The organism is Alkalibacterium sp., from assembly GCF_046484155.1.
In the GTDB taxonomy this organism is placed as follows: Bacteria; Bacillota; Bacilli; order Lactobacillales; family Carnobacteriaceae_A; genus Alkalibacterium.
On sequence record NZ_JAWOBT010000083.1, the window covers coordinates 1 to 14,495 of the forward strand.

14 protein-coding genes are annotated in these 14,495 nt (G+C 43.9%); 4 read left to right on the plus strand and 10 right to left on the minus strand.

Annotated features, from left to right (window positions below; translation table 11 throughout):
* The 8 genes from R6U02_RS06165 to R6U02_RS06200 all read right to left on the minus strand — a co-directional run.
* A partial coding sequence (locus R6U02_RS06165) for a prepilin-type N-terminal cleavage/methylation domain-containing protein (RefSeq protein WP_410262759.1) occupies positions 1-161 on the minus strand: 161 nt, incomplete at its 3' end.
* A complete protein-coding gene (locus tag R6U02_RS06170) occupies positions 155-475 on the minus strand; it encodes a type II secretion system protein (RefSeq protein ID WP_410262747.1) in 321 nt (106 codons plus the stop codon). The genes R6U02_RS06165 and R6U02_RS06170, both read right to left, overlap by 7 nt.
* On the minus strand, positions 462-920 hold the full coding sequence (gene comGD, locus R6U02_RS06175) for a competence type IV pilus minor pilin ComGD (protein WP_410262748.1): 459 nt from the start codon (positions 918-920) through the stop codon (positions 462-464). Before comGD ends, R6U02_RS06170 begins: the two co-directional genes overlap by 14 nt.
* Positions 921-931: 11 nt before the next feature.
* Entirely contained in the window at positions 932-1,267 is a 336-nt protein-coding gene (gene comGC / locus R6U02_RS06180) for a competence type IV pilus major pilin ComGC (RefSeq protein ID WP_410262749.1), read from the minus strand.
* Between the two features lie 16 nt (positions 1,268-1,283).
* The gene (gene comGB / locus R6U02_RS06185) at positions 1,284-2,348 is read right to left on the minus strand and encodes a competence type IV pilus assembly protein ComGB (RefSeq protein ID WP_410262750.1); all 1,065 of its coding nucleotides are present in this window, start codon (positions 2,346-2,348) and stop codon (positions 1,284-1,286) included.
* A complete protein-coding gene (gene comGA, locus R6U02_RS06190; RefSeq protein WP_410262751.1) occupies positions 2,296-3,369 on the minus strand; it encodes a competence type IV pilus ATPase ComGA in 1,074 nt (357 codons plus the stop codon). Before comGA ends, comGB begins: the two co-directional genes overlap by 53 nt.
* A 163-nt stretch (positions 3,370-3,532) precedes the next feature.
* Positions 3,533-4,258: a YebC/PmpR family DNA-binding transcriptional regulator gene (locus tag R6U02_RS06195; protein ID WP_410262760.1), complete on the minus strand. Its 726-nt coding sequence runs from the start codon at positions 4,256-4,258 to the stop codon at positions 3,533-3,535.
* A 154-nt stretch (positions 4,259-4,412) separates the two neighbouring features.
* Positions 4,413-4,934, minus strand: coding sequence for a VanZ family protein (locus R6U02_RS06200; protein ID WP_410262752.1), 522 nt, complete (start codon positions 4,932-4,934; stop codon positions 4,413-4,415).
* Positions 4,935-5,045: 111 nt separating this feature from the next.
* Between R6U02_RS06200 and R6U02_RS06205 the strand changes: the two genes are divergently transcribed.
* Positions 5,046-6,851: a M3 family oligoendopeptidase gene (locus R6U02_RS06205; RefSeq protein ID WP_410262753.1), complete on the plus strand. Its 1,806-nt coding sequence runs from the start codon at positions 5,046-5,048 to the stop codon at positions 6,849-6,851.
* 319 nt (positions 6,852-7,170) lie between these two features.
* Here R6U02_RS06205 and R6U02_RS06210 read toward each other — a convergent pair whose 3' ends face one another.
* Positions 7,171-8,529: an NlpC/P60 family protein gene (locus R6U02_RS06210; protein ID WP_410262754.1), complete on the minus strand. Its 1,359-nt coding sequence runs from the start codon at positions 8,527-8,529 to the stop codon at positions 7,171-7,173.
* Positions 8,530-8,799: 270 nt separating this feature from the next.
* Here R6U02_RS06210 and R6U02_RS06215 point away from each other — a divergent pair, with 270 nt between their 5' ends.
* Together R6U02_RS06215 and R6U02_RS06220 are read left to right on the plus strand one after the other, a co-directional pair.
* Complete coding sequence (locus tag R6U02_RS06215; protein ID WP_410262755.1) at positions 8,800-9,765, plus strand: rhodanese-related sulfurtransferase; 966 nt, start codon at positions 8,800-8,802, stop codon at positions 9,763-9,765.
* Positions 9,766-9,945: 180 nt separating this feature from the next.
* Positions 9,946-12,462 (plus strand): transglycosylase domain-containing protein, encoded by a 2,517-nt coding sequence (locus tag R6U02_RS06220; RefSeq protein WP_410262756.1) that lies wholly within the window; start codon positions 9,946-9,948, stop codon positions 12,460-12,462.
* A gap of 64 nt (positions 12,463-12,526) precedes the next feature.
* Here the strand turns inward: R6U02_RS06220 and ccpA are convergent, their stop codons facing one another.
* Complete coding sequence (gene ccpA / locus R6U02_RS06225; protein WP_410262757.1) at positions 12,527-13,528, minus strand: catabolite control protein A; 1,002 nt, start codon at positions 13,526-13,528, stop codon at positions 12,527-12,529.
* A 204-nt stretch (positions 13,529-13,732) separates the two neighbouring features.
* On the opposite strand from ccpA, the gene R6U02_RS06230 reads away from it, so the two are divergent.
* Positions 13,733-14,495 (plus strand): M24 family metallopeptidase (locus R6U02_RS06230; RefSeq protein ID WP_410262758.1); only part of this gene is annotated, 763 nt, incomplete at its 3' end.

A 14,495-nucleotide genomic window follows, 5' to 3' on the forward strand; every position in this document is an offset into this window, starting at 1 on the left:
TGCCATTCAATCTGACGATCATCCTTGACCGCTGCCCGCGTGGACCCTATTTGAGATATGGCCAACGAGAACAGCAGGACACAGCTGCTTATTATGCTCAAAGTAATGATCACTTCTAATAACGAGAACCCCTGCTCCTGTTTCTCGATCTCATTCACCATTCTGCTGACAAAAACTCGATGCTTCTGACCTCTGTATCCTCAACGTATAGGCGGATGCTTTTATTGGTTTCAACGCTGGCAGCTGTTGCCTTACCGGACGAGAAATGCGCGTTTTTTGGATCAGTCATGTCATAAAACAGGGCACTTTCATATAAAAACCGACTCAATTCGATCTCCACTTTGGCCTGTGCTCTTATGGTCAGCAGCTCAAGGCTAAACGGAAACACGACGCCCATGAAAAGCGCAAGGATGCTGAGGCTCACTAAACTTTCTACCATCACAAAACCGTGTTCCTTCTTTTTATTCAATGACAAATCGGCCACTCCCCATCTGAAAACTCACGCTCACTCTTCCGTGGATCGTATTGAAATATATCACGTTGATGTTTCCCAGGTTTCCTGATCCGCTTGAAAACGAATAGTCTTTCGTCGTCCCCACCAGCGAGATAGATTCCGGTAAATACAGGCTGTGATTGGCAGGATGCTCCGTATTGTCTAGTCCCGTCACTCTGAAGCGGATCAGACGGTTGGTCGGGCGGACCTCCATCATCGTCCAGTGGTGATTCACAATGGCTTCACTCTGGATCAAAGTGATGCTGGACCGCAATGATTCAAAAAACAGCTGCATTTCTGTTTCTTTTTTCAGCTGGGTAAAATGCAGAACCGGGAAGGTCGCAAGCAGGGATACAACGGACAGGACCAGCAGGACTTCGATCAATGTAAACCCTTTGTCTTGTTTTAGACGTTTGTAAGAAATCATCTTTTTGCACTCTAATCAGGAGCAGCTATTTTCGGCGTTACTATACCCGCCTCTAAGGTAAAGTCCTCGGTTGCTTTTTTAGACTGTTTTGCTGTCAAGTATCCCTTCGTTTCCATTTCACCAAACGAAACAGGCGCACCCCCCTCTTCATTCATCGTGTACATGTCAACTTGGGACTGCAGCACGGTAACCATCGCTTCATTACTGGTTGCATTTGCGCTATCTTGTCTACTGGCTATATTGGGCACGAAAAGCAGCAGCAGGGCCGAGATGATGAACAATACCAATGACATTTCGATTAAAGTGAACCCGTCTTCTCTTTTCATCCAGTTGTTTAACAGTTTCATGTTTTTTCCTCTTTTCTTAAAAATTTTGCAGTGCACTAAAGGTCGGCAGCAACAAGGCCGCATAAATCGCTACAATGATGATGGCCACGAAAATGAAGATCATGGGTTGGATCCAATTCATCAGCTGCTCTATTGTTTTATCGAATTCCTCTTCACAGCTTTTGGCATACATCTCCAGCTCCTGTCCTAAATGTCCTGACTGTTCGCCTTGCTTGACCACCAGCGTAACTTCCTGCCTAAGGAAATTCAGTTCCTGGAGACTGACGTGAAAGGCTTTCCCTTGTTTCATTTCTTTTTCGATATATTCACCCACTTCTGTAATCAAAGGTGATAACGAATTTTGCTTCATGATCGTCACCACTTCAAATAAGCTGCTGTTTCCTTTTAGTAAAAACCCCCATTCGTTTGCAAAGAACTGACTCCAATACAATTGGAACAAGGACGACTTCGACCAGCGGCTGATCCACATTAATCTCGCGAGAGGTGTCATCGTGTTTCCTTTGTAAACAAGGAGCTTTATGCCTGATGCAAATATCAGTCCGCTAACGATCAGGATCGTCGGCGCATGATAGACACCTGCGACAATAAAACGGGTGCCGAGATCGAGCGGGTTCGCCTGCACAGCCGTCAACTCACTGATATGCGGGATCAATATGAACCGCATCGCTAAAAGCATGAGCGTGACAAAAAAGAGCAGGATAACCGGATAGTGCAGGAGAGCCGTTATTTTCCTCTTCCTTTCTGCCTGTTTTAACAATCGACTCCCTGCATTCATTGCCGTTTCAGCTAAATGCCCGTGGTAAAGTGAAAAGTAAAGCTGGGCACATACCTCATCAGGAAATCCGGCTTTCTTCAATGCTTCCGAAAACAAGGCGCCTTGACCCACTTCTCTATGAATGATCTGGACCATCTGCTTGGATTTCGCATCCACGATCGTTTCCAGGAAAAGCAGCGCTTCCTGAAGAGAAAAACCATCAAGGAGCAGCCGACCACATCTCTTTAAAAAGTGGCCTTGGCGAACGGTTGGCTTATGTGTTAGGAATGAAATAGCGGTGGTATGTTTTTTCGGTAATATAGCCATTGACAAGCACCTTTTTCAATAAGTGATTAAATTCTCTGGTGATCGGCTCGACTGTTGCGTCTGCGTGAGTTTCCTTTTCGACCATCGAACTGAGTTCTTCAGCGGCCATGACTTCAAATAAAGCGACTCGTTTTTCACCCCTGTTATAATGTGTACAGTACGTCTGGCAATTCGCATCACAGAGCGGACAGTACAGGGGCAATAACGTTTGAAACGCCACGCCGATCAGTGTCTGTTTCAACAACGGCAGCCCCACTCCGAGTTCCATCATGCGCGACAAGACGCCTTTAGCATTTTTCGCATGGATGGAAGCCACGATCAAATGTCCCGTCAGCGCTCCTCTCATCACCATTTTGGCCGTTTCTTCATCTCGGATCTCACCGACAATGATGACATCCGGATGATGCCGCAAACTAGATTTGAGCAGATGTTCATACGTCACGCCGGCTGTTTCATTGACCTGCGTTTGCAGAAAACTGCTTTCTTCTATTTCTACCGGATCCTCGACGGTGATGACCTGCTGTTTTTCTCCCAGCATGCGGTTCTTGATCAAGTGATACATCGTAGTCGTTTTCCCGGAATCGACCGGTCCGGAAAACAGCAGCAAGCCCGATTTCGCCTGAACGAGCTTTTCCAGCTTCTCCCACTCGTGCGCAAAAAAAGTCCCCGGGATGAAAGCTTCTTCATCTTTTTGCTTGAGCAACCGGATCACCAGCGATTCCTGCGACTGGTAATTGCTGATGGTCGAGAAGCGGCAGTCGATCGCTTTCTCACTCAAGGCAAACGTCGTCGATCCGCTTTGAGGTCGCCGCCTTTCGCCCACGTCCATGTTCGACAAAAATTTGAAATACGAGATGAGCCGTGTCCCTTCTTCGCGGTCCAGATAGTATTGTTTCTCCATCTGACCGTTGAGGCGGAAATAAACATCATAATGTTTCTGCTCGGGCAATATATGAATATCACTTGTCCGGTAAGAATCCGCCATGGTGAGTAAATGTGCCGCAAATGATTCTGTATCCATCACATCCTCCCTTTCTAAGTTAATTTTTTTCACTACTTACTATATTGTTCATCTATTTTTTTGCTCACGAAAAAACCTCCGGCAAATAGATATTTTCTATCTACTTGCCGGAGGTCGCTTTCTTATATATTCAATTTATTGATTTTGCACTGCACGCATTTTTTTAAAGTTCAGCGTTATGATAAACTTCACTGACATCGTCGTCGTCTTCCAACGCATCGATCAGTTGTTCAAATATGTCGGCTTTGTCTTCAGGGATGGGCAACATGGTTTGGGGAACCATCATCAATTCTGCCTGATCCAAATCAAATCCAGCTTCTTTTAATGCATCTCTCACTGCTGTAAAGTCAGTTGCTTCGGTGTATATCTCAAATACTTCGTCTGACGTTTCCAGTTCTTCCCCACCGGCTTCCAGCACATGCATCAGCATCGTGTCTTCATCGACATCCAGCCCTTCGCGGTCGATTGCGATGTAACCTTTACGGTCAAACATATAACTGACTGTTCCTTTTCCACCTAAAGAACCGCTATTGCGATCAAAGGCAATGTGCATGTTAGTGTTGGTCCGGTTCAGGTTATCTGTCAGCGTGTGGACGAGTATAGCAATACCGTTTGGTCCGTAGCCTTCATAGACCACTTCATCGTAATCGGCTCCCTGGCCCGCTTCCGTTGCGCGTTTTATCGCCCGATCGATATTGTCATTCGGCATGTTGCTTGCTTTTGCTTTATCAACAGCCAAACGCAATGATGCGTTCATTTCCACATCTGCTCCGCCATCTTTCGCTGCTTTATAAATTTCTTTAGATAATTTCTGGAATACACCACTACGTTTGGCATCTTGAGCGCCTTTACGCTGTTTTATATTGTTCCACTTTGAATGTCCTGCCATCATAATTCCTCTTTCCTGAATTTGATTTACGTATTTCCTTTCTTATTATACCAAAAATTATACCAAAAATCTCGTTCATATCAATACTATAGAAGAAAATGGTCTCGCTTACAAGCTGCTCCGGTCAATACATCTTTTTCTTCTAATTCTTAAATCAAGATTTGAACCTTAATTTTTTCCTTTGTCTGCCTTTTGCTCTGGTGAAGAGAGCGGTGGCGATCCCGACTACAGCTCCAGCGGTATCCAGCATCACATCTTCCATGAGGGCTGTCCGGTTAGGATGAAAGGCTTGTCTCAGTTCATCGAACGAGGCATAACCCACTGTCAACAACACGGCGATCAGTACGGTCACCCAGGGCTGGCTCACCCGATTTCTCAAGCCTAAGAACCAGAATAGACCCAGTAAAAAGTATGAAACGAAATGTGCCCCTTTTCTAATGAAAAATTCCACAAAACCTATGTACCCGTTGGCGGCAATGCTGATCTCGCTACCGGCATACATGAATTCGACTCTTCCCAGGAGTCCGTTCAACGGTTCACCGTCAAGCCATTGGTGGAGTAAAGGCTGAACATTTTGATCTTCATAACCCATGGACGTGCTGTAAAAAAGGAGTGCCATCATTCCAAAAGCTAGTAGTAAATAAATATTATCTGCTGGTCTTACTTTTCTATTCATTTGCTTACACCTCATTCAGTCAATATATCTATTCTAACTGATGTCTATGGATATGAAAAGGGAAAAACGATACAATAGGATCAGTCTATTTTTAAGGGGAGAGATAAAACAATGGCATCATCACTAAATTGGAATATGGACAGCGTTTTTGAAGGGGGCAGTCATTCAGAAACTTTACAAGCTCGTATTAAAGAACTGGATGCTTTGATCGACGAAACGTTGACTCAAATAAAGGAATGGGATCCCAAAGAGGATCATCCAGGATTCAAAGACCTTGCTTCATTTTTAGAAAATAGAGAAATGATCGGCAACGGCTTGTCCGAAGCGGGCACTTTTGCACGTGGCTTGTTTTCAGCAGACACTAAAGACTCACAAGCTGCCAAAATCGTGAATCAACTCAGCACGGTAGGCAGTCAAATGAGCGCCGTTGAGACACTCTTTATGAAAAAACTGAAGGACATTCCGGAAGAAGAATGGGACACCCTCGTTTCCACCGAACCTTTCAAAACAAGTGCCTTTCCTTTAAAGGAAAAAAGAGAAAAAGGTCAGAAACTGTTATCGGAAAAAGAAGAAAAAATCATTCAAAAATTATCACTCGATGGCTTGAACGGCTTTGGTAACATCTATCAGACCATCGTCAATAGTGTGAACGTTCCTTTTGCAGAGGACGGTAAAATCACTTATCTTTCAGCGGGCCAGGCAGCCAATAAAATGATGGGATCTGAGGATGCGGCGGTCAGGCAGCGTCTGCTGGGTGACTGGGAAAATGCCTGGAATGAAAAAGCACCGCTGTTTGCTGATACACTTAACCATCTGGCTGGTTTCAGACTTCAAACGTATGACTTAAGAGATGAAAAGGACTTCTTGACTCCACCGCTTGAATATAACCGCATGCAGGAAAAAACGTTGAATACCATGTGGGATACGATCACTGAAAACAAACCCAAAGTTGTCGATTTCCTGAATCGTAAAGCGGCTTTGATGGGCAAAGAAAAATTGAATTGGGCAGATGTCACAGCACCGGTTTCTATCGGTGATTATGAACCGAAAACCTATTCGTTTGACGAAGCGCAGGCCTTTATAACCACTCACTTCGGTAGTTTCAGTCAGGAAATGCAGACGATGGCCCAACGTGCATTTGACGAAGGCTGGGTCGAAGCTGAGGATAAAGAAGGCAAACGACCGGGTGCTTACTGTTCCAATCTGCCGGAAAGTAGGCAATCCCGTGTTTTCATGACGTTCTCCGGGAGTGCCAACAACGTCTCTACCCTGGCTCACGAATTAGGACATGCTTACCATAGTCATGTGATGCGCGATTTACCGGCGCTGAACCGCAGTTATGCAATGAACGTTGCGGAAACAGCCTCGACTTTTGCGGAAATGCTCATTTCAGATGCGACCGTCGAAGCTGCCGCATCCGATGAAGAAAAGATTGCTTTACTCGACAGTAAAATTTCGCGAGCAGCCGTGATGTTTATGAATATTCACAGTCGTTTCCTCTTCGAAAAACGTTTTTACGAAGCGCGTCAAAACGGGTTAGTTGATGAAGAGCAATTGAGCGCCATCATGGAAGAGGCCCAAAAAGAAGCCTTTTTAGATTCTCTTGATACCTATCACCCAACCTTCTGGGCGAGTAAATTGCATTTTCATATTACGGGCCTTTCCTTCTACAATTTCCCGTATACATTCGGCTTCCTCTTTAGTTTAGGTATCTACTCTAAAGCGAAACAAGAAGGCAAATCGTTCGAAACGGATTACCGGAACCTGCTTAGGGACACGGCCAGCATGACTACCGAAGTACTCGCCGAGAAACATCTTGCGGTTGATTTGACTCAATCAGCTTTCTGGCAGTCAGCGATCGACGAAATATTGACTGACATCGATGACTATTTAGCTTTGACTGCTGAAAGAGTATAAGAAAAATCATGGAATCATCAAAAAAGCTGTGAGCATACTCCTTTTCAGGGATACACTCACAGCTTTTTTGTCTGGAAAATGATAGTTGAGTCGCTTTCATTTGCAGCTAGCATTGCTCAAATGACTGCCGTGCTTGAGCGCTGCTAATGAGCCAGCCATTGGTATTGCTCGTTCCTTGATCCCCTATGGCTTAGGCCAATAAGGGCGGCACTCGTCACACGCTGATTTTCTTTCCAGTAAACATACAAAAGACCATTCTGCCCCAAGATCAATCATCTCAGGGAAAGAATGGTCTTTCTCAAATTATTCGTTAGTTTTCTTAATATCTTCCGTATCCGACTAAACGTGGTCCCCAGTAATTGGTGTTGACGCTTGTATAAGCAACACCGGTACTTGTTTGGGCACCGACAAATTGTCCGTTACCCACATAGATCCCCACGTGACTCACACGTGATCCATTTTCAGAGAAGAACACTAAATCTCCTGCACGCGGATTTGACACTTTTTGTGAAGAGGCATATTGTCCAGCCGCAGAACGTGGAAGACTAACCCCGGCCTGTCCGAAGACATAGCTTGTAAAACCGGAACAGTCAAACGCGGATGTGGTTGATCCACCATAAAGATAAGGTGTGCCTAAAACGCTAGTCGCATAAGTGCTGATTTGTCCCCATGTCACACCCGTACTTGTCGGAGCTGCAGCTGGCGTTGGCGCTGGTGCAGCTGTAGGTTTAGTTGTTTCTTGTGAAGATTGTTCGGATGCATTGGCCGATACCGTCTCTTGATCACTGCTGTTTGAAGCAGCAGCGACTGTTTCAGATGACGAAACAGATACTTCTGCTTCTGCTGCTGAATCTGTTCTTTCTTCCTCAGCACGCGCTGCTTCAGCACGATTTCTCTCTTGTGCTTCACGAGCTGCTTGCGAGGCTTCTTCTCTGGCGTCAACTAATTCGACAACAGCCTTTTCTGCTTCTGCTTTCTCAGCTAAGAAACGCTGGCGTTCCCCTTCAGCTGTCGCTCTCTCTGAAGCAAGTTGAGCGACCAACACTTCTTTTTCCAAAGACTGCTGTTCCAGTTCTTCTGAAATACCTTCAAGTTCTGCAGCCAGTGCATTTTGTTGTACGATCGTTTGTTCTGTCTGCTTTCCTTTTTCAATGATAGCTTCCTGGTCCCTCACCTGAGCTTCAACCAGTTTACGGTTGGAGCCAACAAGATTAGAAACGACGTCGATGCGACCTAAAATATCACTTAATGACTCTGCATCGATAATAAAGTCAATGTAATTAGCTGTTTGACCATCCACTTGAATTTTTCTTGCCTGTTTCTCAAGTTGTTCAGTGCGTTTTTCAATAATCACTTCCAGCTCGATAATTTCTTCCTGCAAGTCTTTCATTTCTTTGTGAGCTTTTTCCAGACGCTCGACAACTTCTGCGATGCGGTCTTCATTCGCCGTAATCGCAGAAGTGATGGCCGTAAGTTCTTCTTCAGTATTTTGAGATTCAGCTTGTATCGATTGAATGGTGCCTTCCAGATTATGTACCTTGTTTTCATTTTCTTCTATTTTATTTAAGTTTTCCTGAATAGCATTATCATACTCATTCGCTAGTACATCGGGTGAAAGAGCAAGTGCGCTTAATAATAAGGTGCCTGTTAATGTGGCTATGATGATATTCTTTTTCAAAGGTTATTCCCTCCATTAAGTGATTGATCGAATCGATCAAAAGTATATATCCTGTTTAAAAGTTAGCATGTTCTCTAACCTAACAGGATAAAGTATACCACTTATAAATAATAAGATGGTTTCAATAAGGTTACACTTATGTTTCACTTGTGCATCTCTCACAAGTCAGAGGGTGCCGATTACTTGCAATTTAGCCCGTCAACAACTATAATTTCTAGTGACTAGACTTATTGTTAAAGAGTTTTTAATTGTATCCAAGGAGGAAGAGCGATGAGTGATTACCGCGTACTACTTTATTATAAATACGTAAAAATTGAAGACCCGGAAAGATTCAGAAATGAGCACATGAAATTATGTGAAGACATTGGTTTGAAAGGGCGTATTCTCGTTTCAGAAGAAGGTATAAATGGTACCTGTTCAGGAACTGTCGAACAAACCGATCGTTATATGGAAGCTGTCCGTTCAGACGAACGTTTCAAAGATATCTTTTTCAAGATAGATGAAGCAGATCAACATGCCTTCAAAAAAATGCATGTCCGTTACCGACCGGAAATTGTTTCATTAAAATTGGGAGAAGAAAACCATGACGCCAGTGAGCTTACTGGCAAATTCCTAGATCCTGTCGAATGGAAAGAAGCTCTGGAAGATGAAAACACGGTTGTCCTGGATGCGCGTAACGATTATGAATACGACTTAGGTCATTTCAGAGGCGCTATCCGACCTGACATCCGTTCTTTCAGAGATCTACCTGACTGGATCAAAGAAAACAAAGAAAAATTCATGGATAAACGCGTCTTGGCTTATTGTACGGGCGGTATCCGCTGCGAAAAACTTACAGGCTGGTTAATGAAAGAAGGCTTTGAAGATGTGGGACAACTGCATGGTGGTGTTCATCACTATGGCACCGATCCTGAGACGCAAGGTGAGAAATGGGACGGCAAAATGTATGTGTTCGATGAGCGTATCAGTGTCGATATAAACAAAGTCGATAAAAACGTTATAGCAAAAGATTGGTATGACGGTGAACCGTGTGAACGTTACGTAAACTGTGCCAATCCTGAATGTAACCGTCAGTTTATTACTTCCGAAGAGAATGAACACAAATATTTAAGAGGCTGTTCTCATGAGTGCCGCGTTCATCCCCAGAACCGTTATGTCAAAGAACACAACCTAAGCAGAGAAGACGTTGAAAAACGCCTGGAAGCAATCGGTGAGACACTTCCTGAGACTGCGTAACACTTACCTCCTCTGCGAACGGCTGATCGCAGAGGGCCCTTCTATTCCTATAGTGACTTAACAATTTCGTCACAATACCAAAATAGTCATAAGAATGCCTTACCTTTCATTTTATTTTTATCTCGATTTTGCTATAATATACCAAGTCATATCACTATATACACAAATGAGGAGATTATAATGAAACGATCTGAAAATGAAGAACACGAACAGTCGGAAGAAATCCAAGACACCGAACAATCATCCCTTTTTCGATCCGTTATCTATTACTTCGATATCTTTTACCGTGTAGCTAAAGCTTTAATTATTTTAGTCGTTATTGTGTTACTTATTGCCGGGTCACTCGGTGCAGGTACAGCAGTCGGTTATTTTGCCTCACTCGTTCATGGTTCAGAAATTCCTGACCGCGAAGAAATGATGGGTCAAATCAATGATTACACTCGAAAATCAAGTATGTACTACGCTGACGGCACGCTCATCAGTGACGTCCGTTCGGATTTACTGCGTTCCCCAATACCGCTCGACGACGTCTCGGAACTGCTGATCAATGCTGTGATTTCTACAGAAGATGAGTACTTCTTCGATCATGAAGGTGTCGTTCCCAAAGCTGTGGCTCGCGCCTTAGTCCAAGAGCTTTCTGAAGCGGGCAACACCACTGGCGGTTCTACCATCACCCAACAATTGATCAAGCAGCAGATTTTAACCCCTGAGGTCACACATGAGCGTAAGGCAAATGAGATCCTGCTTGCTTATCATTTAGAGAACGAAACAGATAAAGACGAGATCATAGAAGCCTATTTAAACGTCTCACCTTTCGGACGTAACAATAGAGGTCAAAACATTGCCGGTGTTGAAGAAGCCGCACAAGGCATCTTTGGTGTCCCGGCAAGTGACGTGTCGCTTCCACAAGCTGCATTCATAGCCGGACTGCCTCAACGTCCAATCGTTTTTAGTCCGTATACACAATACGGTGAAATCAAAGAGAACCATGACTTAAGCTTGGGGCGTCAAAGCGAGGTGCTCTTTCGAATGTACCGTGAAGGACACATCACTCAAGCTGAATACGAGGAAGCACGCGCGTATGATATTACCCAGGACTTTGTCGATCAGGAAGATTTGGAAAACGGTGATGACTCCTATCTCTATGACGTAGCTTATCTAGAAGCCAAAGATCTGCTTGTTCAGAAATTCATGGCTGATGACGAAATAACAGATGAAATGCTGGAAGAGAATCCGGAATTATACACAGAATATTATGAACGTGCTGATGTTGCGATAAGAAATCAGGGGTATGACATCTACACCACAATAAACAAAGATATCCATGATGCACTGGAGCGCGTGACTGCCGAGTATAAAGATCAGTTAGGTCAGGAGCGGTCTTTTACGTATAAAGACAGTGAAGGTGCAACACAGACGGCGACCAGGTCTGTCAATACAGGCGGCGCGATGATCGATAACCAGACCGGACGTATCCTTGGTTTTATCGGTGGACGTGATTACAATGAATCACAATTCAACGTAGCCTTTGATGGTAACAGACAACCTGGTTCGGTCATTAAACCCTTGGCTGTTTATGGACCGGCGCTTGATCAGAATTTGATCACACCTGCAACGATCATTCCAGACACCCCCTACGCTGTGCCTAACTGGGATTCAAGCGTAGGTGGTTATGTCGATCATCCTATTTCGAATGCGACAGGAACCACTAACGAGTGGATGACAGCCCGACACGCGATAACAATTTCTCAAAACATTCCAGCTTCCAAAATTTGGATGGACTTGAAAGAACAGTATGACCCTGGCGCTTACGTCAGACGGTTAGGATTAGGACCGGAAGATATCCTGGATTCTGAATTTGATAATCCCTCTTTCGCCCTGGGCGGACTATCAACAGGTCCTGCACCAGTTGATTTGATAAGTGCCTTCTCAACCATGGGCAATGATGGCGTTCACATGGATCCTTATGTTATTGAACGGATCGAAGACGGTAGAGGCGGAATCGTCTATGAACATGAACTAGAAGAAACCCGTGTTTGGGGAGCAGATTCAAATTATCTGTTAGTAGATATGATGAGAGGTGTCCACACAGAGGGTACTGCTCGTGGAACCATGGACAATTTACCCTTTGAAGCGGACTGGATATCTAAAACCGGTACGACTCAAGACCGTACAGATATATGGTATCTTGCAAGCACTCCCCGTATCACCTTTGGTACGTGGATCGGCTACGGTACCAGTAAATTAAGTTTAGGTAACGACTTTGGCATTCATCCGAGCCGCCGTAACCGTAATTTCTGGGCAGAATTAATGAGTGCTGTATACGAAGTGGATCCTGACATCTTTGGCGCTAACGAAGAGTTTCCTGTGCCTCAGGGTGTGACGACTGAATCAGTCATTCAAAACACCGGCATGAAAGCCGGGGCAGTCAAAATGCCAAGTGGCAGAACCATTAATTACTCTGGTCCAACGCATACGGAACTCTTTAAAGTAGACAGCGTCCCTGGAACAACCGTTTATGACTTTGCCATCGGAGCGACTGATTCAGAGTTGGCAAACTTCTGGTCTGGTCGCGGTTCTTCAAGCAAACCTGCCGAACCTGAAGAAGACGATTCGGAAGCAGAATCAGAGCCTGAAGAAGAGCCTGAATCTGACGAAGAGTCTAACAATGGTAATGGAGACGATGATGACGACTAAACGTTGAAAGAATAGAAAAACGGCCCTTATCTCAGTGATAAGGGCCGTTTTTCTATTCGCTTTTTTATTTGGTCGTGCCTTTTGATCTGATTCTGTATGGTAGCGTAATTGTTTTTTCATCAATTTCTTCTTTGTTCATTAACTTAGTCAGTAGACGCATCGCTACCGCACCAATATCATACAAAGGCTGCTCTATCGTTGTTAACTTTGGACGTGACATGGCCGTCAGTTTAGAGTTGTTCGAGGTAATGATTTCAAACTCTTCCGGTACTGACACACCACGGTCTAATGCAGCATTTAATACCCCTAAAGCTAATTCATCATCCGCAACCACTGTAGCCGTTGCTCCAGCTTCGACAAGCAGTTCGTAAACAACTTCTCCAACTTTATACGTATACTCTGATTGCAGAACCAAGTCTGCTTCATAAGGTAATGATGCTTTTTCTAAAGCTTTTTTGTAACCATTCAGTCGGTAAATTCCATTAATGGGTTCATCATGGCTTTCAGAAATGAAGCCGATTTTTTTATGACCGTTTTCGATCAGCATCGTGACTGCATCTTCTGTGGCTTTTTCATAATCGATGTTGACGCTTCCGACTTGTGCATCCGGATCGACCGTACCGGCTAAGACAACTGGTGTGCGTGAGCGAGAAAATTCGGCACGCAGTTCTTCTGTAATTTTGTTCCCCATGAAAATGACACCATCTACTTGTTTCGCTAACAGTGTATTCAGGACCTGCACTTCTTTTTCTTCATTTTTATCAGAATTTGCCAAGATGATATTATATTTGTACATGGTGGCGATATCATCGATCCCGCGTGCTAATGATGAAAAATAAAGATTCGTAACGTCTGGAATAATAACTCCGACCGTCGTCGTTTTTTTGCTTGCCAGTCCACGAGCGACAGCATTCGGACGATAATCTAAACGTTCAATAACATCTAATACTTTCTTTCTTGTGGTTGGTTTAACATTCGGGTTCCCGTTTACAACACGGGAAACAGTCGCCATTGAGACGCCTGCTTCGCGTGCCACATCATAAATTGTAATTGTTTGTTTATCCATTGTTTGACTCCTTTTAGAGTGTTTAGTTTTATTTGCGAGTATATTCTACCTTATACAGAATAACAGATTACGCTTACAATTTCAATTGTTATCCTATATTTTCATGAAATTTTCTTATTCATTTTCAGAAAAGGCTTTCTTTAACTATACTCCCCTCTTTTTTTCTGATAGACTGAATGTAAATTCCTGAAAGAAGGTTTATTGATGTCAGTCCTGAATCACTTACAACATACGATGAAAAAAGAACGCCTATCCTTACTTTATTACGATGACCCCTTAACTGTTGCTTATTTGACCGGTTTCGAAAGCGACCCACATGAACGCGTTGCTGCTGCCCTCATTTTTCCTGATAAAATATGGTTGCTCGTTCCTGAACTTGAAAAACAGTCAGCCTCAGCAGCCAGTGAGTGTGACCGCGTATTGACTTATAAAGATGAAATCTCCCCCTGGTCTGTATTAGCTGAAGCGTTAAGCCCCGACATCGATGCTATTAAAACGATCGGCATAGACGAAGATTCATTGATCGTCACACGTTATCACGCTTTAATAGACCTATTCCCGGAAGCTGTTCTCGTAAACAGTACTTCTTTGATTCAAAATTTACGCGTGATAAAACAACCATATGAATTAGACATCATGAAAGAAGCGGGTATTTTAGCAGATAAAGCGCTGGAAATCGGAATGAATCACTTGAAAACGGGGATTTCCGAGGAAGAAGTGGTTGCACGTATTGAATATGAAATCAAAAAATACGGCGTAGAAAAAATGAGTTTTCCAACTATGGTACTGTTTGGCGATCACGCAGCAAGTCCACACGGCAATCCGGGGAAACGTCAACTCAAACCAAATGAGTGGGTATTATTTGATTTAGGCGTGGTTTATAATGGCTACACAAGCGATATGACTCGGACCATCGTTTACGGTAAAGCTGATGAAAAAACAAAGGTTATTTACACAATTGTCAAAG

What these genes read in the sequence shown, in the direction of transcription:
- comGD (WP_410262748.1), bottom strand. Translation starts at nt 920, where the DNA reads ATGATTTCTTACAAACGTCTAAAACAAGACAAAGGGTTTACATTGATC.
- comGC (WP_410262749.1), bottom strand. Translation starts at nt 1,267, where the DNA reads ATGAAACTGTTAAACAACTGGATGAAAAGAGAAGACGGGTTCACTTTA.
- comGB (WP_410262750.1), bottom strand. Translation starts at nt 2,348, where the DNA reads ATGGCTATATTACCGAAAAAACATACCACCGCTATTTCATTCCTAACA.
- comGA (WP_410262751.1), bottom strand. Translation starts at nt 3,369, where the DNA reads ATGGATACAGAATCATTTGCGGCACATTTACTCACCATGGCGGATTCT.
- R6U02_RS06195 (WP_410262760.1), bottom strand. Translation starts at nt 4,258, where the DNA reads ATGGCAGGACATTCAAAGTGGAACAATATAAAACAGCGTAAAGGCGCT.
- R6U02_RS06200 (WP_410262752.1), bottom strand. Translation starts at nt 4,934, where the DNA reads ATGAATAGAAAAGTAAGACCAGCAGATAATATTTATTTACTACTAGCT.
- R6U02_RS06205 (WP_410262753.1), top strand. Translation starts at nt 5,046, where the DNA reads ATGGCATCATCACTAAATTGGAATATGGACAGCGTTTTTGAAGGGGGC.
- R6U02_RS06215 (WP_410262755.1), top strand. Translation starts at nt 8,800, where the DNA reads ATGAGTGATTACCGCGTACTACTTTATTATAAATACGTAAAAATTGAA.
- R6U02_RS06220 (WP_410262756.1), top strand. Translation starts at nt 9,946, where the DNA reads ATGAAACGATCTGAAAATGAAGAACACGAACAGTCGGAAGAAATCCAA.
- ccpA (WP_410262757.1), bottom strand. Translation starts at nt 13,528, where the DNA reads ATGGATAAACAAACAATTACAATTTATGATGTGGCACGCGAAGCAGGC.